The organism is Actinophytocola glycyrrhizae (genome assembly GCF_042653545.1).
Classification (GTDB): Bacteria; Actinomycetota; Actinomycetes; order Mycobacteriales; family Pseudonocardiaceae; genus Actinophytocola; species Actinophytocola glycyrrhizae.
Window position 1 is genome coordinate 350,363 of sequence record NZ_JBHSIS010000002.1, and the last position, 24,881, is coordinate 375,243.

A 24,881-nucleotide genomic window follows, 5' to 3' on the forward strand; every position below is an offset into this window, starting at 1 on the left:
GCAGCAAACCCCACAGCGGCACCGGGTCCTCACCGTTCCTGGCGACCGTCCGACCGGGCGAGTACCGCACGCGCGGACCGGACCACGGCCTCGTCGACCATCCGCCCGTCGGCGTCCACCGCGACACCGGAGTCCGCCGACAGCAGCGCCACGGTCGCGCGGGCCCGCTCGACCTCCTCCCGTGACGGTGTGAACACCTCGTTGATGACGCCCAACTGGGCGGGCGTGATCGCGGTGCGGGCACGGAAACCCTGCCGCAGCAGGCGTTCGGTGGTCCGTGCCAGATCGGAGAGGTCGCGGACCTCGGTGTGGACCGGGCCGACGGGCGGCATCAGCCCGGCAGCGGCGGACGCGACCACGACCGCCGACCGGATCGGCCACAGCTCCTCCCGGTCCGGTCCCGGTCGCAGGTTCAACTCGCCCGCGAGATCCGCCTCCCCCAGCCCGAGGCGGACCACGCGGGGCGTCTCCGCGACCGCGTGCAGATCCCGCAGGCCCCGCGCGGTCTCGACGAGCGCCAGCACCGGGACGTCCAGCACACCCAGCAGGTCGTCCACTTCGGACAGCAGTGCGGGCTCCGCCTTCGGCACCACCACACCGGCGAGACCAGGACGGCCGGCGAGCGCGGCCAGGTCCTCGGCCGGTGTGCCCGCGTTGATCCGCACCCAGGCGGTACCCGTATCGAGGTACTCGGCCACCGCCGCCCGTGCCACGGCCTTCCGCGACCTGGCGACGGCGTCCTCCAGGTCGACGATCAGCGCGTCGGCGCCCCGGCCGGCCGCGCCCACGAGCAGGCGCGGCTGGTCGGCCGGTACGTACAGGTAGCTGCGCGGCGTCATGCGCCAGTCGGCCGCTTGAGGTACTGCCCGACCGGCTCGCCGACGACCTTGCCGGACTCCAGCACACGGTGGCCGCGAACGAACGTGTCGGTGACCGCCGCGGTCATCGAGAAGCCCTCGAACGGCGTGTACTCCTGGGTGGACTCCGAGTCGGCCGCGTGGACGGTCCAGTCGGCGGCCGGGTCGACCAGCGCGATGTCCGCGTCGAACCCGACACCGAGCGCGCCCTTGTTCCGCAGCCCGAAGCGGGCGGCCGGGTTCCACGAGGTCAGCCGCGCGATCTCACCGAGCGGCAGGCCACGCTTCGTGCCCTCGGTGACCAGGCCGGGCAGCAGGTACTCGGCACCGCCGAAACCGGACTTGGCGAGGAACACGTTGTCGCGCGGGTCGCCGAACTTCTGCTCGTCGCGGCAGCACGCGTGGTCGGACACCACCCAGTCGACGTCACCGGCGAGCACGTGCTCCCACAGCGCCTCGACGTCGGCGCGCGGCCGGATCGGCGGGTTGACCTTCGCGCCGAGCCCCGACGCGGTGTCGATGTCGGCGAGCAGGTGCCCGACGGTCACCTCGCGGCGGAACCGGATGTGCGGGAACGCCTTCGCCATCCGCAGCGCCGCGTCCACGGCCTTCGCCGACGACAGGTGCAGCAGGTTGATCGTGGGCAGGCCGGTCTCGTGCGCGAGGTAGGAGGCGATGGCGACGGCGAGGCCCTCGGAGTGCGGCGGCCGGGACGCGCTGTAGGCGGCGAGCCCGCTCAGCGCGCCCTCCTCCTCGACGAGCCTGGTGTACGCGGTCATGATCTCCGCGGTCTCGCAGTGCAGCGAGAGCGAGATCTCGTCGGCCAGTTCGGGGAACTGCTCGCGGGCGGCCTGGACACCACGCATCACGAACTCGAAGTGCGCGAAGTCGTACCGCTCGCCCTCGGGGATCATCAGGAACGAGTTCTGGTCGGCGGACCGGCCGTGCAGGCCGTGACTGCCGTAGAACATGAACACCTTGAACGAGGTGACGCCGTGGTCGCGGACCAGCGCGGGAATCTCGGCGATGTGCTCACGCATCATCGGCGCGAGGTGGTAGGCGTAGTCCACGTAGGCCTTGCCCTCGGTCAGCGAGAGCACCTCGGGGAACACGTCGCGGTACGCGCCGCCCTTGTTGAGGTAGTACTGGCCGGTGCGCATGTAGTTCAGCGCGGCGGTCACACCGCCCTGCGCACACGCCCGGCTCTCGGTCCCGGCGTCGACGGGCAGCGGGTTGTAGATGCCCCAGTGCTGGTGGGCGTCCACCACGCCGGGGAACGCGAGCTTGCCGCCACCGTCCACGACGGTCCTGGCGGTCGCCGGGTCGATGCCGGGCGCCACGCGGACGATCTTCCCGCCCGCGACGCCGAGGTCGGCGCGCTGGGCTTCCGGCCGGTCGTGGTGGACGACCCTGACGTTGGTGAGGAGGAGGTCGAGTTGTTCAGTCATGGACGTCTCCAGGTGACTCGAGGCTGGTGAGGGGACGCAGGAGGGCGCCGATGTCGGCGACCGAGTCGAGGGTCAGCGCCAGCTCCCGGACGGCCGCCGCGGTGGCGGGACCGAGACGGCCCGCGACGTTGTCGGCGAACTTGGCGGCCAGCTCCGCCTCGGACAGCGGCCGCTCCGGCCCGCCGCGGTTGGCGAGCACCTCGGCCGTCCACTCGCGACCGTCGCGGGCGCGCACGGTGACGACCGCGGGGAACTGGTTTGGGAAGATGGCGTCGCAGCGCGTGTCGCCGACCACGCTCACCTTCGCCATCAGCGCGCGGCGCCGGGGGTCGACGGCGAGCGCGTCGGTGAAGTCGGCGAGGCCGGCGCCGAGGCCCGACCCGCCGAGCAGCCCGGTCACCACCGCGTAGGGCCCACTGAACTGGGCCTGGTACCCCGTGGCCGGGGCACGTTTGGTCTCGATCGGCTGGCCGATCGTGCGGATCACCGCGGTCGGCACCCGCAGCTCGATCGACTCGAGGTCGTCGACGGGCACCCCGTCGGCGCGGAGCCGGGCGCCCGCGTCGATGGCGGTGTGGGTGAAGTGGTTGGCCGGGTAGGGCTTGAAGAAGATGCCGGGCACCGACCACTGCTCGCCGAGCCCGTCCGCGACCTGGTCGAGGTCGGACTGGTCACGCAGGAACGCCTGGAAGAAGCCGAACCGGCCCTCGAGCACGGTCGGCGGGCCGGTGAACCCGCGCGCCACCAGCCCGGCCGCGGTGACCGCGGACTGGGCGGCCCACCCGCAGTGCAGCCGCTTCACGGTGCCGCCGGTGCGGTTGGCCTCGATGACCCCGGACGCGAACGACGCGGTGACACCGAGCGCGTGCAGCACACCCCGTTCGCCGAGCCCGGCCAGCAGGGCCGCGGCGACGGCCGCGCCCATCGCGCCGCAGATCGACGTGGCGTGCTGGCCGTGTTCGAAGTAGACGGAGTTGCCGAGGTCGCGGTCGTAGCCCGCCATGCCCAGCCGGACCGCCACCTCGAGCCCGACGGCGATCGCGGCGACCGTGTCCCGGCCGGTCGCACCCGCCGCCTGCGCCGCGGCCAGCGCGGCGGGCACGACGCTCGCGCTCGGGTGCAGCACCGACGGCAGGTGCGTGTCGTCGTAGTCGAGGGAGTGGGCGAGCACGCCGTTGACGAACGCCGCGCTCGGCGCGGGGACCTGCTCGGCAAGGCCGATGGCGCTGGACTGCCCGCGCCCGCCCTGTTCCTCGGCGTGCGCCAGGATCGCCTGGCTGGTGGGCAGTGCCTGTGCGGCGACGCAGAGCCCGAGCACGTCGAGCACGCGCTGCCGCACGCTCACGACGACCTCGTCCGGTGGCCCGTCGACGAAGGTCCGTGCCGCGAACGACGCGAGCCGCTCCGCGAGGGTCGGGGTGTCCACGGTCGTCACGCGCCCACCACCGCGAGCGGCCGGACCGGCGAACCGGTCGCGCCGAACAGCGGCAGCGGCGAGAGCACGAACAGGAACTCGTGCACGCCCTGCGCCGCGATGCCCTCCAGGTTCAGCGCCTCGATGATGTAGACGCCGCGTTCGACGAGCAGCACCCGGTGCGCGGGCAGACTCGCGTGCCCCGCGCCGGGGGCGAGCCGTTCGAACGCGATGGTGTCCGCGCCGACGGCGTGCACCCGCTTGTCGGCGAGCCAGGTCGCCCCGGCCTCGCTCACGCCCGGCACACCGGTCGTCCTCCCCTGGTAGACCTGAGGATCGGGGTCGTCGAACAACCGGCCCCACCCGCTGCGCACCAGCACGACGTCGCCCGCACGGACCGCCGTGCCCTGCTGCTTCTCGGCGGCCGCCAGGTCGGCTGGGCTGATCTCGTAGCCCGCCGCGCAGCCCACCGGGTCACCGAGGGCGGCCGGGACGTCGAGCAGCACACCGCGCCGGACCATGGGCTTGATGGTGTGCGCACCCAGCTCCACGAACTTCCCGCCCCGGCCGGCTTCCACGGCGTCGGAGCCGTCGACGAGCCTGCCGTCGTGGGAGACGTGGGCGAACGCGTCGATGTGCGTGCCGACGTGCGTGCCCATGGTGATCATGTCGTTGGCGGCGGATCCGCCGTCGGCGCGGACCACGTCGCCGTGGCGGCGGGGCAGCGCGTGCCAGAACGCCGGGTGGTTGGGCGACTGCGGCATCCCGACCCGTAGCTCACGCCCCAGGTCGTGCACGGTAAGCCCGTTTTCGACGGCGTCCAGCAAAGCCTCGGTCGACTGTGTCGTCATCAGGCCACCACCCGCTCCGCGCGCAGCCGCGCCAGCTCGTCCGCGTTCACTCCCAGATCCCCCAGTACCTCGTCGGTGTCGTGCCCCAGCGCCCGGCCGGTGAACCGGATCCGGCCGGGCGCGCGCTCGGCCCGCCACATCACGTTGTGCATGAGCAGCGGTCCGAAGTCCTCGTCCTGCGCGGTGGTCAGCATCCCGGTCGACCGCACGTGCTCGTCCGCCACGAGGTCGCGCGCGCTGTAGACCGGCGCGATCGCCGCGCCCGCCGCCGCGAACGCCGCGGTCACCTCCGCCTCGGTCCGCTCCGCGATCCAGCCGCCCACGTACTCGTCGAGCAGGTCGGCGTGCCCGGCGCGGCCGAGCCCGGTGGCGAACCACGGCTCACCGATCACCTCGGGGTGCCCGACCAGCTCCATGACCCGCTCCGCGATCCGCTGTGCGCTCGTCGACACGGCCAGCCAGCGGCCGTCCTTGGTGCGGTAGGTGTTGCGTGGCGCGTTGTTGGTCGACCGGTTGCCGTGCCGCTCCCCCACGATCCCGAGCTGGTCGTAGACCATCGGCCCGGGCCCGACCGCGTCCATGATCGGCTCGAGCAGGTTCATGTCGATCACCTCGCCGCGGCCGCCGTTCCGCTCCCTGGCGTAGAGGGCCATGACCGCCGCCGACGACGCGGCGATGCCGCAGATGCTGTCGGCGAGCCCGAACGCCGGCAGCGTCGGCGGGCCGCCTTCCTCACCGGTGAGGTACGCGAAGCCGCTCATCGCCTCGGCGAGCGTGCCGAACCCGGCACGGGAGGCGTACGGGCCGGTCTGGCCGAACCCGGTGATCCGCACGATCACCAGCGCCGGGTTGACCTGGTGCAGCCGCTCCGGGCCGATGCCCCAGCGCTCCAGGGTGCCGGGGCGGAAGTTCTCGACGAGCACGTCGGCGGTCTTCGCGAGGCGCAGCAGCAGGTCCGCACCCTCCGGCGTGGACAGCTTCAGCCCGACGGTGCGCTTGTTGCGGGAGATCTCCTTCCACCACAACGGGATCCCGTCCTTGGCCTCGCCGTGGCCGCGCATGCCGTCACCCGCCTCCGGGTGCTCGACCTTGACCACGTCCGCGCCGTGGTCGCCGAGGATCCGGCAGCACAGCGGGCCGGCGAGGATCGTCGAGACGTCCAGCACCCGCACGCCGGTGAGTGGTCCATCCGCCACTGGCTCCCCCTTGGCAATCGTTCCGCTATGTGTAACGCCGGTCCGCTGAGAGGTTAGGTCGGCATCGGCGTGGAGGTCAACCTCCGACGACCGCGCCGGGTGTGAAACCCATCGCCAGATCCCCCCGTTCAGCGCGGCGACCACCCCCGCGACGGCCGCGAGCCCAGCCATGGCAAGCCATCCGGCGCCGTAGTCGAACCGTTCGGTGAGCACGCCCATGAGCAGCGGCCCGGCGATGCCGCCAGCACAGCCGCCCGCCTGCACGAGCGCCGTCGACGCGCCCGGCGCTTCCGGGTGAGACTGCACGACCGCGAGGCCGAGCACCCCGGTCCACCCCCAGCCCGCGGCGCCCGCCAGCAGCGCACCCGCCCACGCCGAGGGCACCGACGGCACCGCGAGCAGCACGAACCCGCCCGCGCCTGCCAGCAGCAGCACGGCCGACGTGGCCCGGCCCGGCACCCGGACCCCGAGCAGCCCCAGCGCCATGCGCACACCGATCGTCGCCGCGCTGGTGGCCGCGAGCGCCACCCCGCCCGTGCCGGGCGACATCCCGAGCGCGGCGCCGTGGCCGACGAAGAACGTCGCCAGCGCGGTCGCGGCCGCCGACCCGAGCACGAACATCCCGGTGACCAGCAGCAGTGGCGTGACCGGCCGCAACGGCGCCTGCGCGACCGGTCTGGTCCGCGCGGCCGTCGCGGGCACCGGCACCAGGAGGACCAGCACCACGAGTGCGGCTCCGATCCCGAACACGACCCGCCAGTGCAGCACCGCCGCCAGCGTCGGCACGCACAGCCCGGCGACCAGCGTGGCCGCCGGGATCGAGGACCGCTCCACCGCGAACGCGAGCGGGCGCCGGCCAGCACGCACCACCCGCGCGATCAGCATCCCGCCGACCGGCGCCGCGACCGTCGACCCGATCCCGCCGACCGCCATCGCCGCCAGCAGACCGGGGTAGGTCCCGCCGAACAGGGCCACCGCGAGTAGGCACGCGACCGCGCCCACGACCGCGAGGCGGGCGGCGGTGCGCGGACCCATGCGGTCGACGACGCGGCCACCGACCGGCAGCAGCACCGCACCGACCCCGAAGAACACGGAGACGACCGCACCCAGCTGGGTCGCCGACAACCCGAGGTCCGCCCGTACCGCGACGCCGACCGCACCGACCAGGTAGAGCGGGAACATGTAGCCCGCGCCGATCAGTACGGCGAGCGTGACCGCGCGCCGGGCCGGGGTCAACCCCAGATCTCGTCGGCATAGGTGATGTTCACGTCCGTGTGCCAGCCGGTCTCCGGGTCCTGGCCCCACTTCTCCCGCCACCCGGCCGCGTGCTCGAGCACCGCCGGGTCGCCGTGGTGGAGCTTGCCGCCGGCGTGGAACGCGTCGAGGTCGTCGACGAACATGAGGTCGAAGTGGCGGAACCACTCCTGTCCACGCGCGTTCCGCCGCACCACGTAGTTGGCGTAGTTCTGGATGCCGGGGTTGCGGCGGAAGACGGGGTAGTCGACGGACCGCGTGTACTCGGCGTACTCCTCGAGCGGGACGCCGGGCCTGATGTTGTAGGTCAGCAGGACGAGCTTGCGGGCCATGGTTTCGATCCTCTCTACAGCGCGCGGCCGACGACGTGTGCCTCGGTCATCGCTTCCAGCAGGGTTCTCGGGGCGACCGCGTCGCCGATGACGTGCACGGCGAGCCCGGCGTCGGCGAGTGGCACGGCCAGGTCGTCACGCGCGGCCGGTGGGTCCAGCGCGACCACGTCGGTCACATCCCGCACGGTGGTCGCGCTGTCGACCAGCGCGCTCGTGATGTGGACCGCGCCGTGGTCGATGGTGGCGCTCGCCGAGGTCCACAGCTGGACACCGAGGCCGCGCAGCCGCTCGATCGCGGTCATCCGGCTGTACTCGGTGACGCCGTGCAACGCGGTGCCCGCCGAGGTGACCACGTGCACGGCGGCTCCGTCGCGGGCGGCGGTCTCGGCGACCGACGCGGCGGTCCAGCCACCGTCGTCGTCCAGTACCAGCAGCGTCCGCCCGGTCCACGACAGTCCACTCAGGACGTCGTGTGCGGTGAGCGCACGGCCCCAGCCGGGGACCTCGCGGGCGGTGTGGCGGGCGCCGGTCGCGAGGACGACCGTGTCCGGCCGTTCCGCCAGCACGTCGTCCACGGTGGCCGGGGTGCTCGTACGCACCGGGACCGCGAGGTCCGCGAGGCGGCGTTGCAGGTGGGCCCGAAGCCGGTCGAGGTCCCCGCGACCCACACCGCGACGACCGATCCGCAGCTGACCGCCCGGCTCGGGCCCGATCTCCCACACCTGCACGGAGTGCCCGCGCTCCGCGGCCAGGCGCGCGGTCTCCAGTCCCGCCGGGCCGGCACCGACGACCAGCACCCGCTGGGGTTCCGGCGACGTGCCCGGGTGTTCCGGCCACTCCGCCTCACGCCCGGCTCGCGGGTTCATCATGCAGGTCATCGGACGGTGGCCGGCGATCTCGCCGATGCAGAAGTTGCAGGACACGCACGGCCTGATCCGGTCCTCGTCGCCCGCCATCGCCTTGGCGAGCAGGGACGGATCGGCGATGTGCGCGCGGGTCATCGCGACGGCGGCCAGGAGCCCGGTGCCGAGGCCGCGTTCGGCGTCGGCGAGGTCGACGAACCGGCACGCGGCGAGCACCGGCGTGCGCGCGCACTCCTTCGCCACCGCGAGGGCCTGGTCGAGGTAGGGGGTGTGGCCCTCGCTCATGTCGGCGACGTGGTGCCCGATGGCGGGCACGGTGTAGGAGGCGAGTGAGACGTTGAGGAAGCCGATCGGGCGGGTGGTGTCGAGCAGGTGCGCCATCCGCCGCCCCGCGTCGAGGTCCTGCCCGCCTGCGACCAGCTCGTCGGCCGACATCCGGACGCCGACCACGACCCGGTCCCCCACGGCGTCGAGCACCGCGTCGAGGACTTCGAGCGGGTAGCGCAGCCGGTTCTCCTCGCTGCCACCGTACGCGTCGGCCCGGTCGTTGCTCGCCGGTGAGATGAACTGGTGCAGCAGGTGCCCGTGTCCGAAGTGGACCTCGACGCCCTGGAAGCCCGCCGCCGCGGCGAGTTCCGCCGCGCGCACGTAGGCGTCGCGGACCTCGGTCATGTCGTGGCGGGTCATGGCGTGCGGGACGTGACCGCCCGCGGTCCAGCGCCTGCTGGTCGGGCCCCAGGCCGCGGTGCGGCGGAAGACGTTCTCGCTGTGCCGCCCGGCGTGGGTGAGCTGGCTGAACACCGCGGCGCCCTCGTCGCGGACGGCGCTGGTGATCCGGGTCAGCATCGGGAGCGCGGCCGGGTCGGCGGCGAGGCCACCGGCGCGGCCGAGGCTCGTCCCGTGCACCCGCAGCGGTTCGGTGACGATCAGCCCGGCGCCGCCGCGGGCCCGTTCCCGGTGGTAGGCGACGTGCCGTTCGGTCGGCAGGAACCCGGTCCCGAAGTTCGTGGTGTGCGCCGACACGAACACCCGGTTCCGCAGCGTGACGCCGCCGATGTCGACCGGGGAGAACACATGGGGGTAGGCGGTCATGGCCGCCACTCCGGCGCCAGGTCCCCGGCGGTGCGGGCGCCGAGCACACCGGTCTCGGCGAGGTCGTTCCACACCCACTGCTCGACGATCAGCCCGGCACGCAGCCGGAACCGGTCGACGTAGCGCACGTGGTCGAACCGCACGCCGTGGTTGTTGTCACCGAACAGCCTGCCGATCGAGTACACGAGCGTGCCGTCCTCGGCCGTCTCGTAGCGGTCCCGGTGCTTGCCGACCGACCGGTAGCGGCCCCGGCTCGCCTCGGCCAGTTCGGCCAGGTTCCGGTACCGCCTCCCGCCGGGGAAGACCAGTTCGGCGTCCGGCGCGAGGTGGCGGGCCGCGTCCTCGCGCCGGCCCTCCTCGACGGCGGCGAGGTAGTCCTCGACGATCCGCACGACGGAGTTCATGACCTTGCCGCCTTGCGGACCGCCGCGACGATCGTGTTGTAGCCGGTGCAGCGGCACAGATTCCCGTTGACGGCGCGGAGGATGTCGTCGTCGTTCGCGTCCGGTGTCGACTCGACGAGCTCCCTGGCGGTGAGCAGCATGCCGGGCAGGCAGAACCCGCACTGGAAGCCGAACTCGTCCCAGAACGCCTGCTGCACCGGGTGCAGCTCGTCGCCGTCGGCCAGCGACTCGATGGTCTCGACGTCCGCCCCTTCCGCCGACAGCGCCAGGACGGAACAGGACTTGGTGGTCTGCCCGTCGACGACGACCGTGCAGGCGCCGCAGTCGCCGGTGAGACAGCCGACGTTCGTGCCGGTGAGGCCGACCTGCTCGCGGATCGCGTGCACCAGCAGGGTGCGCGGGTCCACGTCGATGTCGTGCTCGACCCCGTTGACGGTCAGCTTCATGCCGCCTCCTCTGCCAGCGCGGCGGCCACCGACCGCGCCGCGATCACGGGCGCGATGCGCGCCCGGTAGTCCCCTGGTGCGAGCACGTCGTCCCACGGCCGCGTGAGCACCCTGTCCACTTCGGACCGCAACTGCTCCCGCCACGACGACCGCGCCAGCTCGACGACGACGGGCACGGCGGCCGCGCCGCCGAGCACGACCCTGATCGCCGGTCCCGCGAGCGTGGCGGCGGTGACGATCGGCCAGCTGCCCTCCGCGAGCTTGAACTTCACGTAACCGGGGGTCGCGCCGGTGTCGGGCACGGTGATGGCGGTGAGCACCTCGTCGGGTTCGCGTGCGGTCGCGAACGCGCCGAGGAAGAAGTCCGCCGCCGCGACCTCCCTGGTGCCGCCGGCCTTCGCGAGGCGCAGCCGGGCGTTCAGCGCCACCAGGGCGGCCGGGACGTCCGACGACGGGTTCGCGTAGCTCGCCGAACCACCGGCCGTGCCCCGGTTGCGGATCTGCGGGCCGCCGGTGATGCCGCGCGCGACGGTCGCGAGCAGCGGCACGGCCGAGCGCTCCAGCTCGGTGTAGGTGGTCATCGCGCCGACGACCCACGCCCCGTCGACCCTGGTGATCCCGGCGAGCCCGGCCTTCGCCAGGTCGACGACCGCGGCGGGCCGGACCCGGCCGTGCGTCATCTCGGGGACGACCATCGTGCCGCCGCCGACCACCACGGTGTCGCCGTCGGCCAGCGCCGCGGTCACACCGGCCACGTCGGAAGGTCTGGTGTATCTCATGGGCGTGCCTCGTCGATCAGTGCCAGCACGTTCGGCGGCGAGAGCGGGACCCCGCGCACGGTCACGCCGAACGGGGCCAGCGCGTCCTCCACCGCGTTCGCGACGGCGGCCTGCGCGCCACCCACCCCGGCCTCGCCCGCGCCCTTGTTGCCGTGCATGGTGAACGGGCTCGGCGTCACCTGGTGGATCATCCGCAGCAGCGGGATGTCCCCGGCGCGCGGCAGCAGGTAGGACTTGAACCGGTTCGACGCCAGGCCGCCGTCGGCACCGAACACCAGCTGCTCGGACAGGGCACTGCCGAGCCCCATCGTGACCGCGCCGCGGGCCTGGCCCTCGACCAGCGCCGGGTTGATCATGGTGCCGCAGTCGTGGGTCATCACGTAGTCGGCGAGCGTGACCTTGCCGGTCTCCGGGTCCACCTCGACGACGGCGGCGTGCAGGCTGGAGGAGTACGTCGGGTACGGCTGGATGCGGCCCAGCTCGTCCGGCACGTGGTTGATGTTGCCGGGCTTGTACGCGCGGGTGGACTCCAGCACCGGCTCGATGTCGCCGACGGCGAACGCGCGGGTCAGCAGTGCCCGCGCCACCTCCGGCACCGGGACCTCCCGGCCGCCGCCGAACGCCACCCCGCCGCGGATGTCCACATACCCGGTGTCGAGCACCAGCGCCGCGACCGCGAGGAGCTTGGCCCGCACGTCCCTGGCCGCGAGCGCCGCCGACCCGCCGCCGACGACCATGCTGCGCCCGCTGAAGTTGCCGAACCCGTTGGGGCACCGGTCGGTGTCACCCTGCACCAGCTCGACCCACTCGATCGGCACCCCCAGCTCGGTCGCGACGATCTGCGCGATGCCGGTGTCGTTGCCACCACCCGGCGAGGTCACACCGGTGAGCACGGTGACCATGCCGGTGACGCTCATCCGCACGGTCGTGGTGTCGAACCCGGACACGAACGTGCCCGGGCTGTCCGACGACTCGGGCGTCAGCTCGAACCCCAGCCCGACGCCGACGTACCGCCCGCGGTCCCGCAGCACCGCCTGCCGCCGCCGGATCCCGGTGTAGTCGACCGCGGCCAGTGTCTTGTCGAGCAGCCCCTCGAAGTCACCGCTGTCGATGTTGAGCCCGGTGGCCGTGCGGTACGGGAACTCCCGCACGAAGTTGCGCCGCCGCACCAGCGCGGGGTCCATGCCCAGCTCGCGGGCCACCAGGTCGACCGCGCGCTCCATCACGAAGTGCGCCGCGTCCTTGCCGAACCCGCGGGCCGCGTTGCACGGCGGCTTGTTGGTGCACACGATGTCCAGCTCGACGCGCACGTCCTGGACGGCGTAGCCGGAGGGCTGCGTGGTGGCCGACATGTTCGGCATCGCCCAGCCGGCCTGCGCGGTCAGCGCGCCGATGTCGGCGACGATCTCGTTCACCAGCCCGGTGATCCGGCCGTCGGCCGTCGCGCCGACCCGGAACCGGTGCACCTGCTCGCGGGCACCGGCCATCAGCGTCTCGCGCCGGTCCTCCACCCACTTCACCGGCGCACCGGTGAGCATGGACAGCAGCGCGACGAGCGTCTCCTCCGGATGGCCCTGCATCTTCAGCCCGAACGAGCCGCCGATCTTGGCGGTCACGACCCGGATGCGGGACTCGTCGACGCCGAGGCTGACGCTGAGCATCCACCGCAGCTGGTGCGGGTTCTGGCAGGACGCGTGCACGGTGAGCACGCCGCCCTGCCACGACGCGAGGTAGCCGCGCGGCTCGATCGGGGACGTGGTCGTGCGGGCGATCCGCAGCTCGCCCGCCACCACCACGTCCGCCGCCGCGAGCGCGGCGTCCGGGTCGCCGGAGCCGTACCGGTTGTGCGCCACCACGTTGCCCGGCCAGTCCTCGTACATCCGGGGCGCGTCCGGCGCCATCGCGGCCCGCGCGTCGAGCACGTGCGGCAGCACCTCGTAGTCGACCTCCACCAGCTCGGCGGCGGCCTGGGCCTCGTGGCGGGACGCCGCGACCACCGCCGCGACCGGCTGTCCGACGTGGACGACCTTGTCGACCTGCAGGCACCGGATGTCGGTCCGGTTGCCGCCACGCGCGGCGGGGTCGATGAAGTAGGGCACCGGCCCGGCGTGCCTGGCTGCCTCCGCGCCGGTGAGCACCAGCGCCACCCCCGGTGCGGCCGAGGCGGCGGTCGTGTCGATGGACAGGATCCGCCCGTGCGCGACCTCGCTCCGGACCACGACCGCGTGCAGGAGCCCCTCGGGACGGTAGTCGTCGAGGAACAGTGCGCGACCGGTGAGCAGCGCGACGCCGTCCCGCTTGCGCGGGGACGCGCCGATGCCGGCCTGGACGGGTGCCGCCATCAGGGCATCGCCACCCGCAGGCGCTTCCCGGTGCGGTACACGGGGTTGCGCTTGTCGACGTCCAGCTTGTGCACCTCGCCGTTGTCGTCCGCGGTGGACTGGAGACCGCCGGTGACGCCGGGTGTGCTGGTGATGAAGAACTTCTGGCCGTCCTTCGTGGGGAACGGTGGCTCGTGCCAGGTGCCGCGGTGGATGTTGAGGATCACGTCACCGGGCACCAGGAACGCGCGGATCGAGGCGAAGTCGGGGAACCCGTCCCGCATCGGCGCGTCCGGCGGGGCGACGACCGAGACGAACGGGTCGCCGTTCAGCGGGATGAACGTCTGCGTCATGCCGTGGTGGCGTTCCAGGTAGCGGATGTCACCGCCGCGGTAGCCGACGCGGAACAGGATGAACTCCGGCCGCTCGTCGGCCTGCAGCACGACCGGGCCGTGGATGGCGTTGCGGCCGGAGTACAGGTCGATCGGCAGCTTCGGGGTGTCCTCGAGCGACACGACCTCGCCGAACGGGGCGAACGCGGCGGCGGTGACCGGCTCCGGCGTGATGGTGTGGATCTCGGTTTCCGTGTCAGTCAACGGTCCTCCTTACGGGCGGGGTGGCCAGCGGCGCGGTCACGTCACGCACTGGCGTGGCCTCGGGTGGGTCGAGCAGCAGGTCCGCGGTCTGCGTGGCGATCCGCTCGCCGAACGCGGAGCCGACGTAGCCGCCGAACTTGGCGAGCAGCTGGTCGCGGGTGAGCGGGGCGCGGCTGTCGCCGGCCGGGACGTCCACGGTCCTGGTGTGCCGCGAGCCGCCGGCGGTGGTGATGGTGACGCGGGTGGCCGTGTACTCGGGGTAGCGCGCCTCCAGGTCGGCGGCGCCGCGCAGCCGCACCAGGTCAGCGACCCGCAGCACGGCCGGGTCGCTGCGCCTGGCCAGGTCGTACTGGTCGCCACCCACGTCCCGGTCGGCGACCGCCGCACCGACCACGTACGGCAGGCTCAGCGTGCAGGCCACCGTGGACGGGTCGGTGCCGACGGGACGGTCGACCAGCAGGAGCGCGATGTCGTAGGTCTCGACGTCGACGGCCGTGATCGCCGCGGGGTCGAGGTCGTGCTCGACCGCCAGCTCGACGGCGGCCTGCGCGGCACCGTGGGTGTGGCGGCAGCCCGCGAACCGCTTCTGGTGCACGTCGAGGATCGTCCACTCGGTGCCGAGGTCGTCGGTCGTGTCGGTGACCGGCTCACCACCGAGCACCGCGACCAGGCCGCGCGGGTGCTCGACCACCTCGCGCCAGCCGGTCAGCCCGGCCGCCGCGTGCTGCGCGCCCTCGACCCCGGCCCGCGCGAGCTGACCGGCGAACGCCGGTTTCGCCGACGGTCCCGCGAAGATCGACTCGATGAGGATGGCGGGTGCGAAGAAGGCGGCCGCGCCGATCGCGTCGGCGATCCCGTCCTCCTTCAGGCCCATGAGCTTCGCGCACCCAGCCGCGGCGCCGAACGCGGCCGCGATCGGGAACCAGCCTGCCTGCGTGGCACGCGGGTGGGTGGCGCGGCCGATCCGGTCGGACACCTCGTACGCGACGACCGCCGCGGTCACCAGGTCACGCAGTTCGGCGCCGGTCTCCTCGGCGACCGCCAGCAGCGCCGGCAGCGTGTGGGACGGGTGGAAACCGCCGAAGCGGTAGCCGTCCTGGTGTTCGAACACGTCCGCGGCGGCGCCGTTGCAGAAGGCCGCGTCCGGTGCCGGGGCGGAGAACCCGGCACCGAACACCGTCGCCGCGGCCCTGCCGCCGCGGGCACGCACCAGGGCGGCCATCGCCGACACCTCGGGGGTGCGGGATCCGCCGACGGCGGTGCCGACGAAGTCGGTGAGCAGCGCGCCCGCCTTCGCCACCACGGCCCCCGGCAGGTCCGCATAGGACAGCCGGGCCGCGAACGCGGCCATCGCCGTGGTCGGTGGGACGGCTGTCACGCGTGCCCGCCGAGCTGCTTGCGCAGTTGCCCCACCATGTCACCGAACCGCGTGTCGCCGGAGACCGACAGGTCACGCGGCCGGTCGAAGCCGACCGCCACGATGTCCTGCACCCGGCCGGGCCGCTGCGAGAGCAGCACCACCCGGTCGGCGAGGAACACGGCCTCGGAGATCGAGTGGGTGACCAGCACGATGGTCTTGCCCGTCTCCATCCACAGCCGCTGCAGCAGCAGGTTCATCGAGTCGCGCGTCATCGCGTCGAGCGCGCCGAACGGCTCGTCCATCAGCAGGATCGACGGCCGGTGGATGAGCGCGCGGGCAATCGCGACACGCTGCTGCATGCCGCCGGAGAGCTGTTTGGGATAGTGGTCGAGGAAGTCCTCGAGGCCGACCAGCCCGGCCAGCTCCGCCGCCCGCGCCTTGCGCTCGGCACGGCCGATCCCCTTGCCCTCCAGGGGAAGCGCGATGTTGCGCCACACCTTCCGCCACGGCATCAGGTTCGGCGCCTGGAACACGAAGCCCAGCGTGCCGAGCACGTCGCGCGCCGGTTTCGCGTCCCGGCCGGTGAACAGCGGCTTGCCACCGATCTCGATCATGCCCTCGGTCGGCGAGATGAGGCCGGCGAGCATGCGCAGCAGCGTCGTCTTGCCGCAGCCCGACGGGCCGAGCAGCACGACGAACTCCCCCGGCCGCACCTCCAGGTCGGTCGGCAACAGCGCCTGGACCGGTCCCGCGCTCGCGGCGTAGGTCTTGCCGACGCCGCGGATGGAGATCGCCTCGCCGGCGACGGCCGTACCGGTGTTCTCGGTCATCGCACTCTCCCGGATGGTCTCAGTCGACATACGCCTGCCTCGCCAGCTCGTCCCACGCGCCACCCGGCGGCGGGTCCCGGTACTCGGTGGTGGTCGCCGCGTCGGACCGGATGAACGACATCGTCCCGCCGCGTGAGTAGAGCGGCCCGTGGAAGACGCCGGGCGAGCGGAAGAAGTACGAGCCCTCCCGCATCACACCCCGAGCACCCATGAGGACGTCGCCGTAGATCTTGTACGACTCCTCGTAGACCGGGTGGGCCTCCTCGGACTCGGACCGCCAGCCCGGCATCATCGCGGCCAGGTAGATGTAGGCCCGGTCGTCGCGGCGCAACGTCTTCAGCATCGCGCCCGGCCGCAGCTCCACCTCACCACTCCACGTCGCCGGTGTCCACTGCAGACGCTCGGTGTGGGTGACGGCGACCCCACCTCGATCCCCGGCACCCGGCCCGAACGCGGGCGGCGCCCAGAACCCGCAGTACAGCACCAGCCCGCGCACGCCCGGCACCAGGTCCACCTCGGCGCCCGCCGCGACGTGCACGTAGTCGTTGACCGCGATCGGCTCGCCGTTCAGGACACCGCCGCCGGAGAGCACGTAGATGTCGGCCTCAGCGGCCAGCACCCCGCGCTGCGCGTCGATCACCCGCTGCACGGCGGTCGCCGCGCCGTCCCCGGGGTCCCGGCTCAGCACCCGCCTGCGGCCGCCGCCGGCCACCCCGAACTCACCCTCCGCAGGCCGCTCCCACGGCACGTCCGCACTGTCGACGAAGTCCACATCGGACCGGTTCCACATCAGGCACTCCCCGCGACCCGGCGGCCGATCAGCCGCCCGAACGACAACGCGGGCGTCACGCTCATCCCGCTCACGAAAGACTTGCCCGACAACGTGCTGCCGCCGAGCACCTCACCAGCCGCGTACAGGTTCTCGACCGGGCCCTCGGCCGCGATGACCCGCAGGTCCCCGTCGACGACCAGCCCGGCCGGGCTCTTGAGCGTCGAGCCGTGGTTGCGGACCGCGAAGAACGGCGCCCGCTCGATGGGCAGCGGCAGGTGCGTGCGCCCCAACGGGTCCACCCCGGAGGCCACCGCCGCGTTGTACTCCCCGACCGAGCGCGCGAGCCCCGCCGGGTCGACCCCGGCCCGCTCGGCCAGCTCCTCGATCGTGTCCGCCGTGGCGAACGACGGGTGCGTGGCGAACGCCTCCGCCAGGTCCTCTTCGGCCCACGACGGGAACAGCGCGGGCGACTTCTGCCGCACGACGTCGTCGTAGACCACCCAGAACCGCAGGCCCGGCTGGTCAAGCAGCGCGTTCTCGCGGACGTCGACGCTGTCGGCGTCCTCGGCGACGAACCGCTCCCCGCGCTCGTTGACGTGGATCTCCCACGGCAGCCGGGACTGCGGGGTCAGCTGCGGGTAGTCGTCGAGCGGGACCGTCCTCGACGCACTGTCCGGCAGCAGGACACCGCCGTAGGTGGGCAGGTACAGGTCGCCGCCCCTGGTGCTCGCGCCGAGGTCGAGCGCGGCGAGCAGACCGGTGCCGGTCGACGTCGGCGCACCCGGCCCCACCAGCGGCGCACCGTCGGTGAGCTGCGGGAACAGCTCCGCGTTGCCCGAGTAGCCGCCGCTGGTGAGCAGCACGTGGTCCGCGTCGAGGTCGGCACGCACGCCGTCGGGCCCGAACACGGTCACCCCGACCACCCGGTTCGCCCCGTCGGCACGCAACGCGGTGACCGTGGTGTTGAGCAGCAACGTCACCGCGCCGTCCGCGCACGCCCGCTCGAACCTCGGGATCAGCACCTCCAGCACCGAGTTCCCGCCGCGCCTGCCCCAGTAGGTGCGGGGCAGCGCGTACGGCTCGTGGAAGTACAGGATCGCGGGTGCCGCCGGGTCCATGTCGAACCCGGCGGACACCAGCCAGTCCACCGTCTCCGGCGCGTGGTCCACCGCGAGCCGCACGAGCGCGGGATCGGCGGTGTTCTTGCTGATCCGCATCACGTCGTCGAAGTGCAGGTCCGGGCTGTCGTGGATGCCGCGCTCGCGCTGCAACGCGGTGCCACCCGCCGACAGCTGCGCCCACGACCGCCACAGCGTGCCGCCCACCTGGTCGGCCTGCTCGACGACGGTGACCCGCAGCCCGTGCCTCGCGGCCTCGATGGCCGCCGGCAGTCCGGCGGTGCCCGCGCCGACGATCAGCAGGTCGGCCCTGTCCGTGCCGCCCAACTCAGATCTGCTCCACGAACTTCGTGGTGACGAAGTCCTCGACCGGGCGCGTGGTGTCCTTCATGATCCCGGACTTGCGCATCAGCTCGACCGCGGACTCCCACGCAGGCATGTCGACGGCCAGGTAGTCACCGGAGTCCGGCTTGCACAACGTCACCTGTGCCTCGACCTTGAGCTGGGCCAGTTCCTCGTCGCTGACCTCGACCTGGTTGAACTCGCCGACCGCGGACAGCACCTTGTCGAGATTCTCCGGCTTCTCCAGGAAGTGGTATGCCTTGCGGGACGCACGCAGGAAGCCGACGATCGCCTCGGCTTCGGCATCCACGTCCGCGGTCTTCACGAAGTAGGAGTCGCCCGGCATCTTCGCGAACTCGTCGGTGTTCAGGTAGTTCAGTTCGATGTCGCGCTGCTTGAACGCGGTCTCCGAGCCGAGGTAGGTGATGAAGCCGTCGACCTCGCCGCGGTTCAGGAACTCCAGCGACCCGACGTCGGCGCCGGTGACGACCTTGCGCACCTTGGTGGGGTCGAGTCCTTCCGCCACGGACATGGCGTCGAGCAGCAGCTCGGTCGAGCCGCCCTTGGAGATCACGCCGATCGTCTTGCCCTGCCACTGTTCCGGATGCGTCAGCGGGTTGTCCGGTTTGGACGCGACGCTGTACTGGCTGCGCTGGTCGCCCTGCGCGACCGTGATGATCTCGGTGCCGGTGTCGGCGATCAGCGGGCAGGTGATGACCGCCGCGGCCTTGCCGACCAGGCCCTGGTTCGCGGTCACCTGGGAGACCGAGCTCGCCGTGCCGGTGCCGCCGACCACGTCGACCCGCAGGCTCTCCTCGGCGAAGTAGCCCTCCTGGATCGCGACGTAGACGTCGGCGTAGTTGATGATGTGCTGGAACGGGGTGATGAACGTGGCGTCACGCGCGTCCGGGTCCGGGGCGGCCTGGTTGGCCGAGTCGTTCCCGGTCGAGGGCGCGCACGCCATCAGGAAGGTGCTGCCAGCGGCGGTCGTGATCGCGAAAAGGCCGCTGTTGCGCAGGAAAGAGCGTCGATCCATGGTGCCGGACTCCTGGGTTCTGCTGGGTCCACGAAGGACTAGAGGCTGGTGGCGCGCCCTGACGACTCGTGCCAGGGGATCGCGAACCGACGGATGCCCGCCACCACGGCGTAGAGCAGGAATCCGAGCACGGTCATGATGATCACGACGGCGAACAGCTGGTCGGTCCGCAGTGCCGCGAGCATGACGGTGGCGAGCGCGCCGAGGCCCTCGTCGCCACCGAGGTACTCACCGACGATCGCGCCGGTGATCGCGAAGACGATGCCCAGCTCGATGCCGGTGAGCACGGCGGGCAGCGAGGACGGGATGTCGAGGGAGATCACGCGCTTCCACCAGGGGGCCTGGATGACGCGCATGAGGTCGCGGTGGCCGGCCTCGATCGAGCGGATGCCGAGGATCGTGTTCTGCATCATCACGAAGAAGCTGATGATCGCGGCCATGAAGATCTTGGACGAGAGGCCGAAACCGAACCACAGCAACAGAATCGGCACGATCGCGACCTTCGGCACCACCTGTGTCGCCACGAGGAACGGCGAGAGCACCCGTTCCAGTGACCGCATCTTGCCGAGCACGATGCCGAGCGTGACCCCGACGACGACCGCGATACCGAAGCCGACGACGGTCTCGTAGAAGGTCACGTACGTGGCCTCGTAGATCATCTCGTCGCCGAGCAGCTCGATCAGTGCGGTCCACACCTTCTCGGGTGGCGGCATGATCAGCTCACTGACGCCGGACACGACCGTGTACAGCTTCCAGAGCCCGATGATCGCCGCGAAGATCAGCGGCGTCGTCACCCACAACAGCCATCGGGGCCCGTTCCCGTTGCGCGCCGCCCGCGGGGCGGCCGGGGTCTCGGGTCGGGATGGGGCCTGCGTCGCACTCACCATGCGGTGTCCTCCACGGGGATCCTTGGCGACTCGCGTAACGCTTAGCGGAACGCCGTAACGGATGCCGGTATGCTAGGCAGGCGTTCGAAGCACGGTCAAGGCATCGCGGACCCAAATCCCGGGTGAATTCATTCGTTACGGACCGTGCGCACGGGCACAGAAGCACAGTGTCACCATGACAGTCCTCATCAGACCGTGCGGTGTGTCCTCACCGGACTCGTGAGCTGCGGGCGAAACGCCGCCGTCACGCAGATTCCTTGCGGGTAAAGATCAGACTCCGGTGCGCCGGTAGCCAAGTCCAGTCGAGACGGCGGCCGCCGCCTCGGTGACGAGCGAGCCGTACTCCGCGATCTTGTCCTCGCTGATCCGGGCGACCGGGCCACAGATCGACAACGCTCCGTAAACACGACCGGTCGCGTCGAACACCGGGGCCGCGACCGAGCCCGCGTCGACCTGCCGCTCACCGAGGCTCACCGCGTACCCGCGGCGCCGGATGCGGCGCAGCTGGTCCTCCAGCTCCTCGCGGCTGGTCACCGACACGGTGCCCGCGAGCGCGCGGTCGAGGTAGCCGGTCAGCTCGTCGGGCGCCAGCGACGCGAGGATGGCCTTCGACGACCCCCCGACGTGCAGCGGGAACAGCTGCCCGAGCGGCACCGCCATGCGGATCTCCTGCGGAGACAGCACCTGCGCGAGGTACATCCGCTGGTCGCCGTAGCGGGCCGACAGCGTCGCGGTCTCGGAGGTGGCCGCGACGAGCCGCTCCATGTGCGGCTGCGCGATGCTCGGCACCTCCATGCGCGCGAGCGCGGCCAGCCCCACGCTCACCGCGCCCGGCCCGAGCCGGTAGCGCCGGGTGCGCTCGTCGACGAGGAAGAACCCGCTCGCCACCAGCGTCCGCACGACCCGGTGCACGACGGTCTTGCTGTAGCCGAGGGTGCGGGCGAGCTCGGACACCCCGACGTCGGGCTCCTGCGACTCCGCCACCGCGAAGATCACCTTGAGGGCACGCGTGATGCCGCTGCTCGTCTCGCCGTCCTCGCTGTCCGCGGACGGCGAGACAGGCCCACGTGTCACCCGCTCAGCCGCCATGCCGACGGATTCTAGACGATTGATTTCGTGAAGATCATGTGAAGTGGCTTGGCATACGGACCCGTGAAAGACGTGTTCACAGCAAACAAGTGCCGTCAATGGGCCATTCAGGACGCCCAGCGCCCTGAACGCGCCTTTCAGGGCATTACCACGCCGTCAACGCACCATTCACAGCACCAAACCCCCGGGCGCTCCGCGCCCCGGGCCCGCGAAGCGGGGCCTCTGCCCGCGCAACCCCGACGGTGGCGCAAGCCCACCCATAGGGCCTCCCTGCCATCCCCGAGACCTGCCCGTCCGGCGAGGACAAACCCACCACAACGTGAACCGGAGCCACGCGACCAGCACACGACGACCGACCGCCCACTCACACCGACTTCACGGAATCAATCATCTAGGTGATCACAGTGAGACATGACACGACCCGGCCGGGCCGGCCGGCGCGCACAATGCGCACATGGGTACGACAACGCTGGTGGTGGGCGGTGCGGGTGGCATAGGAGGCGCGTGCGCGGACTGGTTCCGGGACCGCGGCGACGACGTGGTGGTGCTGGACCGGGCACTCGGCCTCGACGCCGCCGACCCGGTCGCGGTCGCGACGGCACTCGCCGACGTGCCGTCGCTGGACGTGGTCGTCCACGCCGCCGGTTCGGTGGGCAGGGGCGGGATCGAGGACCTGGACCTGGCGCAGTGGCGCCGCGTCCTCGACGACAACCTCACCTCCGCGGCGGTGGTCGCCAGCCAGGCGCTGCCCAAGCTCGCGCACGGCGGCTCCGTGGTCCTGTTCAGCTCGGTGAACGGCCGCCACGGCGGCAACGAGCTGTCCGGCCCCGCCTACGCCGTCGCGAAGGCAGGCATCATCGGGCTGACCCGTCACCTGGCCAGACACCAGGCGCACCGCGGTGTCCGCGTCAACTGTCTCGCCCCCGGCCCGGTGGCCACCCCGATGCTGGACCGCCTCACCGACCACGAGATGTCGGACCTGCGCGCGTCGATCCCCCTGGGCCATGTGACCGACCCGGCGGAGATCGCGGGCACGGTCGGCTGGCTCTGCTCCCCGGCCGCCGCGTCGATCACCGGCACGGTCATCGACGTCAACGGCGGCATGTGGATGGGCTGACAGGTACCCGCGACGGTCGCTTCGGCGCGGTCGGGGTGGCCGACCGCGCGCCGCCACGGGCGCTCGAAGGCTGTTCCTGTGGCACGGGGGTGCGTGGCGGCGCGACCTCAGTCCGTCGAGACCTCCCCATCCGGCGAGAACAGTCGCTGCCTGGATCACAGAAGGATGACACTCGGAACCGACTATGAGGATGCGTCGTCCACCGAACATGAACCGTCAGGTGAAGATGACCATCGCCGCCGTGGTTGTGTTGTCGCTGCCATTCGTGATCTTCATGGGCACCTACCAGGAGCTTGTGGTCAACGGCGAACTTGTGGAGGAGCGGAAGACCAACCTCTTCGCACCGGTCGCGGCGCTGATCGCGTTGGCGATCGCGTGGCGGATGGCGTTCATGTGGGAGACGGAGCAGGACCGGCAGCCCAAGTGGAAGGCTGTCGCCGGGCTGATCGCGGTCGGCGCTGTCGCGCAGGGGGTGCTCGGTCTGATCTAGCGCAGGTCGCTTCTTGACATCAGAGAACCTCCTGCGTCGCGAACAGCGGGACCACCCCGTACTCACGGCCCCGCCTCACCAACCGCACGACCAGTTCCGCCGCGCGCTGGCCGAGGTCGTGAGAGTGCCGACAGGGACGCCCGGTGTCCCCGTCGGCACTCTCACGGCATTCGCAAGCACTCACGACGTGTCAGCGCCGTGGCCATGGTGCTGTGAACCGGGTTAGCCGGACCGCTGCTATGCGGTGAGACAGAACGGGTGTCCCGCCGGGTCGGCGAACACGCGGAAGTCCTTCTCCTCGTTGGGCAACCGGGTGGCGCCCAACTCCAGCGCCCGCGCCTCCCCCGCGTCGAGGTCGTCGACGTGGATGTCGAGGTGTGCCTGCTGAGGCGCGGACGGGTCCGGCCACCTCGGCGGGGTGTACTTCGCGATCTGCTGGAACATCACGCTCTTCCCGTCACCGGCGATGAGTGCGCCCTCCGGCCCCTCGTAGGTCAGCTCCATGCCCATCAGCGCCGCGTAGAACCGGGCGAGGCCGACGGCGTCCGGCGCGTCGATGGTCACCGCGAACAGCGTCATCTCCGGCCCGACCCCTTCTTTGCGGCACAGGTCGAACGGGTGCCCCGCCGGGTCGGCGAGCGTGATCCAGTGGGCCCCGTCGGCGAGCCGGGTGGCGCCGAGCTCCTCCGCCCGTTTCGCGGCCGCCTCGTGGTCCTCGACGAACAGGTCGAGGTGGACCTGTTGCGGCAGGTCCTGCCCCGGCCACTGCGGCGGCACGTGGTCCGGGGCCTTCTGGAACGCGATCTCCTGTCCGTCGCTCCCGCGCAGGGTGATCCAGTCGCCCACGTCGCGCACGGTCTGCCAGCCGGTGAGCGCGGTGTAGAACTCCTCGAGCCTCTTGATGTCCGGCGCGTCGAACGCGGCCAGCTCCAAACGTCCTGTCACAGCCATACGCGCATCATGCCCGCGGTCACCGACAAAAACGAGAACGCCCAGGTCAGCGGTGGTCGCGCGCGGGCAGCAGTTCGTGTTACCTTGGGTAACAGTTAACCGAGGTAACATGGCGTCATCAGGGAGCTTCCCATGACCACGATCGACACGCACGACCAGGCCGACCGCCAGACCGTGGCACGCAGGTTGCTGGACTCGTCGGAGACGTTGTCGTACGACCCCGTCCACGAGGTCGACTGGGAGACGCCGCTCGACACCGCCCACCACGGTACGAGCCCGGAGTGGAGCACCCTCTACGGCACGTCCTACTGGGCGGAGATGACCCCGGATCAGCAGCGGGCGCTCACCCGCCAGGAGGCGGCCTCGGTCGCCAGCACCGGGATCTGGTTCGAGATGATCCTGCAGCAGATGGTGCTGCGGGACTTCTACGCGAAGGACCCGACCGACCCGGCGTTCCAGTGGGCGCTGACCGAGATCGCCGACGAGTGCAGGCACTCGATCATGTTCGCGCGCGGTGCCGCGAAGCTCGGCGCGCCCGCCTACCGGCCGAAGTGGCACGTCGTCGAGCTCGGCCGCGTGTTCAAGGCGGTCGCGTTCGGGGAGGCCGCGTACGCGGCGATCCTCGTCGCCGAGGAGGTCCTCGACGTCATGCAGCGTGACTGGATGCGGGACGAGCGGGTGGCGCCGTTCGTCCGCACCATCAACAACATCCACGTGGTCGAGGAGTCGCGGCACATGAAGTTCGCCCGCGAGGAGACCAGGGAACGGCTGCGCGGCGCGGGTCGGCTGCGCAGGCAGATCAACGCACTGGTGGTCTCGATCGCCGCCTACCACATCGTCACCAGCATGTGGAACGACGAGGTGTACGCGAACGCGGGCCTCGACACCAGGCGGGCGCTGCGCGAGGCGAAGGCCAACGAGCACCACAAGTCCATGCTGCGCTCGAGCTGCGCGGGGCTGATGGAGTTCCTCGACTCCTGCGGGCTGCTCACCCGTGCGGCGACGCGCTTCTACAAGCGCGCCAACCTGATCTGAG

General features: G+C 71.8%; 23 protein-coding genes. 3 read left to right on the forward strand and 20 right to left on the reverse strand.

The genetic code is table 11. From position 1 onward, the window contains the following. Positions 1 to 29: 29 nt before the first annotated feature. The 19 genes from ACFPCV_RS01635 to ACFPCV_RS01725 form a co-directional block, all read right to left on the reverse strand. The gene (locus ACFPCV_RS01635) at positions 30 to 839 is read right to left on the reverse strand and encodes an HpcH/HpaI aldolase/citrate lyase family protein (RefSeq protein WP_378053670.1); all 810 of its coding nucleotides are present in this window, start codon (positions 837 to 839) and stop codon (positions 30 to 32) included. Then, on the reverse strand, positions 836 to 2,305 hold the full coding sequence (locus tag ACFPCV_RS01640; protein ID WP_378053672.1) for a dihydroorotase: 1,470 nt from the start codon (positions 2,303 to 2,305) through the stop codon (positions 836 to 838). Before ACFPCV_RS01640 ends, ACFPCV_RS01635 begins: the two co-directional genes overlap by 4 nt. Further along, on the reverse strand, positions 2,298 to 3,740 hold the full coding sequence (locus ACFPCV_RS01645; protein WP_378053674.1) for an MmgE/PrpD family protein: 1,443 nt from the start codon (positions 3,738 to 3,740) through the stop codon (positions 2,298 to 2,300). The genes ACFPCV_RS01640 and ACFPCV_RS01645 overlap by 8 nt, the downstream gene beginning before the upstream one ends. After that, positions 3,737 to 4,570, reverse strand: a complete 834-nt coding sequence (locus ACFPCV_RS01650) for a cyclase family protein (protein ID WP_378053676.1) — start codon at positions 4,568 to 4,570, stop codon at positions 3,737 to 3,739. The genes ACFPCV_RS01645 and ACFPCV_RS01650 overlap by 4 nt, the downstream gene beginning before the upstream one ends. Further along, positions 4,570 to 7,002, reverse strand: a complete 2,433-nt coding sequence (locus ACFPCV_RS01655; RefSeq protein ID WP_378053678.1) for an MFS transporter — start codon at positions 7,000 to 7,002, stop codon at positions 4,570 to 4,572. Before ACFPCV_RS01655 ends, ACFPCV_RS01650 begins: the two co-directional genes overlap by 1 nt. Beyond that, complete coding sequence (locus ACFPCV_RS01660) at positions 6,999 to 7,352, reverse strand: hypothetical protein (RefSeq protein ID WP_378053680.1); 354 nt, start codon at positions 7,350 to 7,352, stop codon at positions 6,999 to 7,001. The genes ACFPCV_RS01655 and ACFPCV_RS01660 overlap by 4 nt, the downstream gene beginning before the upstream one ends. A 14-nt stretch (positions 7,353 to 7,366) precedes the next feature. Further along, complete coding sequence (locus ACFPCV_RS01665) at positions 7,367 to 9,307, reverse strand: oxidoreductase (RefSeq protein WP_378053682.1); 1,941 nt, start codon at positions 9,305 to 9,307, stop codon at positions 7,367 to 7,369. Further along, positions 9,304 to 9,711 carry a nuclear transport factor 2 family protein gene (locus ACFPCV_RS01670; protein ID WP_378053684.1) on the reverse strand — a complete coding sequence of 136 codons (408 nt, stop codon included), beginning with the start codon at positions 9,709 to 9,711 and terminating at the stop codon, positions 9,304 to 9,306. Before ACFPCV_RS01670 ends, ACFPCV_RS01665 begins: the two co-directional genes overlap by 4 nt. Beyond that, positions 9,708 to 10,157 (reverse strand): (2Fe-2S)-binding protein, encoded by a 450-nt coding sequence (locus ACFPCV_RS01675; RefSeq protein ID WP_378053686.1) that lies wholly within the window; start codon positions 10,155 to 10,157, stop codon positions 9,708 to 9,710. Before ACFPCV_RS01675 ends, ACFPCV_RS01670 begins: the two co-directional genes overlap by 4 nt. Next, complete coding sequence (locus ACFPCV_RS01680) at positions 10,154 to 10,936, reverse strand: FAD binding domain-containing protein (RefSeq protein ID WP_378053688.1); 783 nt, start codon at positions 10,934 to 10,936, stop codon at positions 10,154 to 10,156. The genes ACFPCV_RS01675 and ACFPCV_RS01680 overlap by 4 nt, the downstream gene beginning before the upstream one ends. Further along, positions 10,933 to 13,278 carry a xanthine dehydrogenase family protein molybdopterin-binding subunit gene (locus ACFPCV_RS01685; protein ID WP_378053690.1) on the reverse strand — a complete coding sequence of 782 codons (2,346 nt, stop codon included), beginning with the start codon at positions 13,276 to 13,278 and terminating at the stop codon, positions 10,933 to 10,935. Before ACFPCV_RS01685 ends, ACFPCV_RS01680 begins: the two co-directional genes overlap by 4 nt. Further along, complete coding sequence (locus tag ACFPCV_RS01690; protein WP_378053692.1) at positions 13,278 to 13,853, reverse strand: ureidoglycolate lyase; 576 nt, start codon at positions 13,851 to 13,853, stop codon at positions 13,278 to 13,280. Before ACFPCV_RS01690 ends, ACFPCV_RS01685 begins: the two co-directional genes overlap by 1 nt. Beyond that, positions 13,846 to 15,231, reverse strand: a complete 1,386-nt coding sequence (locus ACFPCV_RS01695) for an MmgE/PrpD family protein (protein WP_378053694.1) — start codon at positions 15,229 to 15,231, stop codon at positions 13,846 to 13,848. The genes ACFPCV_RS01690 and ACFPCV_RS01695 overlap by 8 nt, the downstream gene beginning before the upstream one ends. Continuing rightward, positions 15,228 to 16,043, reverse strand: coding sequence for an ABC transporter ATP-binding protein (locus ACFPCV_RS01700; protein WP_378053696.1), 816 nt, complete (start codon positions 16,041 to 16,043; stop codon positions 15,228 to 15,230). The genes ACFPCV_RS01695 and ACFPCV_RS01700 overlap by 4 nt, the downstream gene beginning before the upstream one ends. Positions 16,044 to 16,062: 19 nt before the next feature. After that, positions 16,063 to 16,833 carry a DUF4437 domain-containing protein gene (locus tag ACFPCV_RS01705; protein ID WP_378053698.1) on the reverse strand — a complete coding sequence of 257 codons (771 nt, stop codon included), beginning with the start codon at positions 16,831 to 16,833 and terminating at the stop codon, positions 16,063 to 16,065. Beyond that, entirely contained in the window at positions 16,833 to 18,260 is a 1,428-nt protein-coding gene (locus ACFPCV_RS01710) for an FAD-dependent oxidoreductase (protein WP_378053700.1), read from the reverse strand. Before ACFPCV_RS01710 ends, ACFPCV_RS01705 begins: the two co-directional genes overlap by 1 nt. A gap of 1 nt (position 18,261) precedes the next feature. After that, positions 18,262 to 19,311, reverse strand: coding sequence for an ABC transporter substrate-binding protein (locus ACFPCV_RS01715; RefSeq protein ID WP_378053702.1), 1,050 nt, complete (start codon positions 19,309 to 19,311; stop codon positions 18,262 to 18,264). A 38-nt stretch (positions 19,312 to 19,349) separates the two neighbouring features. After that, positions 19,350 to 20,198, reverse strand: coding sequence for an ABC transporter permease (locus tag ACFPCV_RS01720; RefSeq protein ID WP_378053704.1), 849 nt, complete (start codon positions 20,196 to 20,198; stop codon positions 19,350 to 19,352). A gap of 270 nt (positions 20,199 to 20,468) precedes the next feature. Further along, positions 20,469 to 21,287 (reverse strand): IclR family transcriptional regulator, encoded by an 819-nt coding sequence (locus ACFPCV_RS01725; protein ID WP_378053706.1) that lies wholly within the window; start codon positions 21,285 to 21,287, stop codon positions 20,469 to 20,471. A 454-nt stretch (positions 21,288 to 21,741) separates the two neighbouring features. Here ACFPCV_RS01725 and ACFPCV_RS01730 point away from each other — a divergent pair, with 454 nt between their 5' ends. Together ACFPCV_RS01730 and ACFPCV_RS01735 are read left to right on the forward strand one after the other, a co-directional pair. Then, positions 21,742 to 22,404: an SDR family NAD(P)-dependent oxidoreductase gene (locus ACFPCV_RS01730; protein WP_378053708.1), complete on the forward strand. Its 663-nt coding sequence runs from the start codon at positions 21,742 to 21,744 to the stop codon at positions 22,402 to 22,404. Positions 22,405 to 22,645: 241 nt separating this feature from the next. Then, complete coding sequence (locus ACFPCV_RS01735) at positions 22,646 to 22,894, forward strand: hypothetical protein (RefSeq protein ID WP_378053710.1); 249 nt, start codon at positions 22,646 to 22,648, stop codon at positions 22,892 to 22,894. A gap of 237 nt (positions 22,895 to 23,131) precedes the next feature. On the opposite strand, the gene ACFPCV_RS01740 is transcribed toward ACFPCV_RS01735, so the two are convergent. Continuing rightward, positions 23,132 to 23,845, reverse strand: coding sequence for a VOC family protein (locus tag ACFPCV_RS01740; protein ID WP_378053712.1), 714 nt, complete (start codon positions 23,843 to 23,845; stop codon positions 23,132 to 23,134). A 132-nt stretch (positions 23,846 to 23,977) separates the two neighbouring features. Here ACFPCV_RS01740 and ACFPCV_RS01745 point away from each other — a divergent pair, with 132 nt between their 5' ends. Further along, complete coding sequence (locus ACFPCV_RS01745) at positions 23,978 to 24,880, forward strand: AurF N-oxygenase family protein (RefSeq protein ID WP_378053714.1); 903 nt, start codon at positions 23,978 to 23,980, stop codon at positions 24,878 to 24,880. The last annotated feature ends 1 nt before the right edge of the window (position 24,881 follow it).

Coding starts and splice junctions, on each gene's coding strand:
- ACFPCV_RS01635 (WP_378053670.1), bottom strand. CDS start 839: ATGACGCCGCGCAGCTACCTGTACGTACCGGCCGACCAGCCGCGCCTG.
- ACFPCV_RS01640 (WP_378053672.1), bottom strand. CDS start 2,305: ATGACTGAACAACTCGACCTCCTCCTCACCAACGTCAGGGTCGTCCAC.
- ACFPCV_RS01650 (WP_378053676.1), bottom strand. CDS start 4,570: ATGACGACACAGTCGACCGAGGCTTTGCTGGACGCCGTCGAAAACGGG.
- ACFPCV_RS01660 (WP_378053680.1), bottom strand. CDS start 7,352: ATGGCCCGCAAGCTCGTCCTGCTGACCTACAACATCAGGCCCGGCGTC.
- ACFPCV_RS01665 (WP_378053682.1), bottom strand. CDS start 9,307: ATGACCGCCTACCCCCATGTGTTCTCCCCGGTCGACATCGGCGGCGTC.
- ACFPCV_RS01670 (WP_378053684.1), bottom strand. CDS start 9,711: ATGAACTCCGTCGTGCGGATCGTCGAGGACTACCTCGCCGCCGTCGAG.
- ACFPCV_RS01675 (WP_378053686.1), bottom strand. CDS start 10,157: ATGAAGCTGACCGTCAACGGGGTCGAGCACGACATCGACGTGGACCCG.
- ACFPCV_RS01680 (WP_378053688.1), bottom strand. CDS start 10,936: ATGAGATACACCAGACCTTCCGACGTGGCCGGTGTGACCGCGGCGCTG.
- ACFPCV_RS01685 (WP_378053690.1), bottom strand. CDS start 13,278: ATGGCGGCACCCGTCCAGGCCGGCATCGGCGCGTCCCCGCGCAAGCGG.
- ACFPCV_RS01700 (WP_378053696.1), bottom strand. CDS start 16,043: ATGACCGAGAACACCGGTACGGCCGTCGCCGGCGAGGCGATCTCCATC.
- ACFPCV_RS01705 (WP_378053698.1), bottom strand. CDS start 16,833: ATGTGGAACCGGTCCGATGTGGACTTCGTCGACAGTGCGGACGTGCCG.
- ACFPCV_RS01715 (WP_378053702.1), bottom strand. CDS start 19,311: ATGGATCGACGCTCTTTCCTGCGCAACAGCGGCCTTTTCGCGATCACG.
- ACFPCV_RS01720 (WP_378053704.1), bottom strand. CDS start 20,198: ATGGTGAGTGCGACGCAGGCCCCATCCCGACCCGAGACCCCGGCCGCC.
- ACFPCV_RS01725 (WP_378053706.1), bottom strand. CDS start 21,287: ATGGCGGCTGAGCGGGTGACACGTGGGCCTGTCTCGCCGTCCGCGGAC.
- ACFPCV_RS01730 (WP_378053708.1), top strand. CDS start 21,742: ATGGGTACGACAACGCTGGTGGTGGGCGGTGCGGGTGGCATAGGAGGC.
- ACFPCV_RS01740 (WP_378053712.1), bottom strand. CDS start 23,845: ATGGCTGTGACAGGACGTTTGGAGCTGGCCGCGTTCGACGCGCCGGAC.
- ACFPCV_RS01745 (WP_378053714.1), top strand. CDS start 23,978: ATGACCACGATCGACACGCACGACCAGGCCGACCGCCAGACCGTGGCA.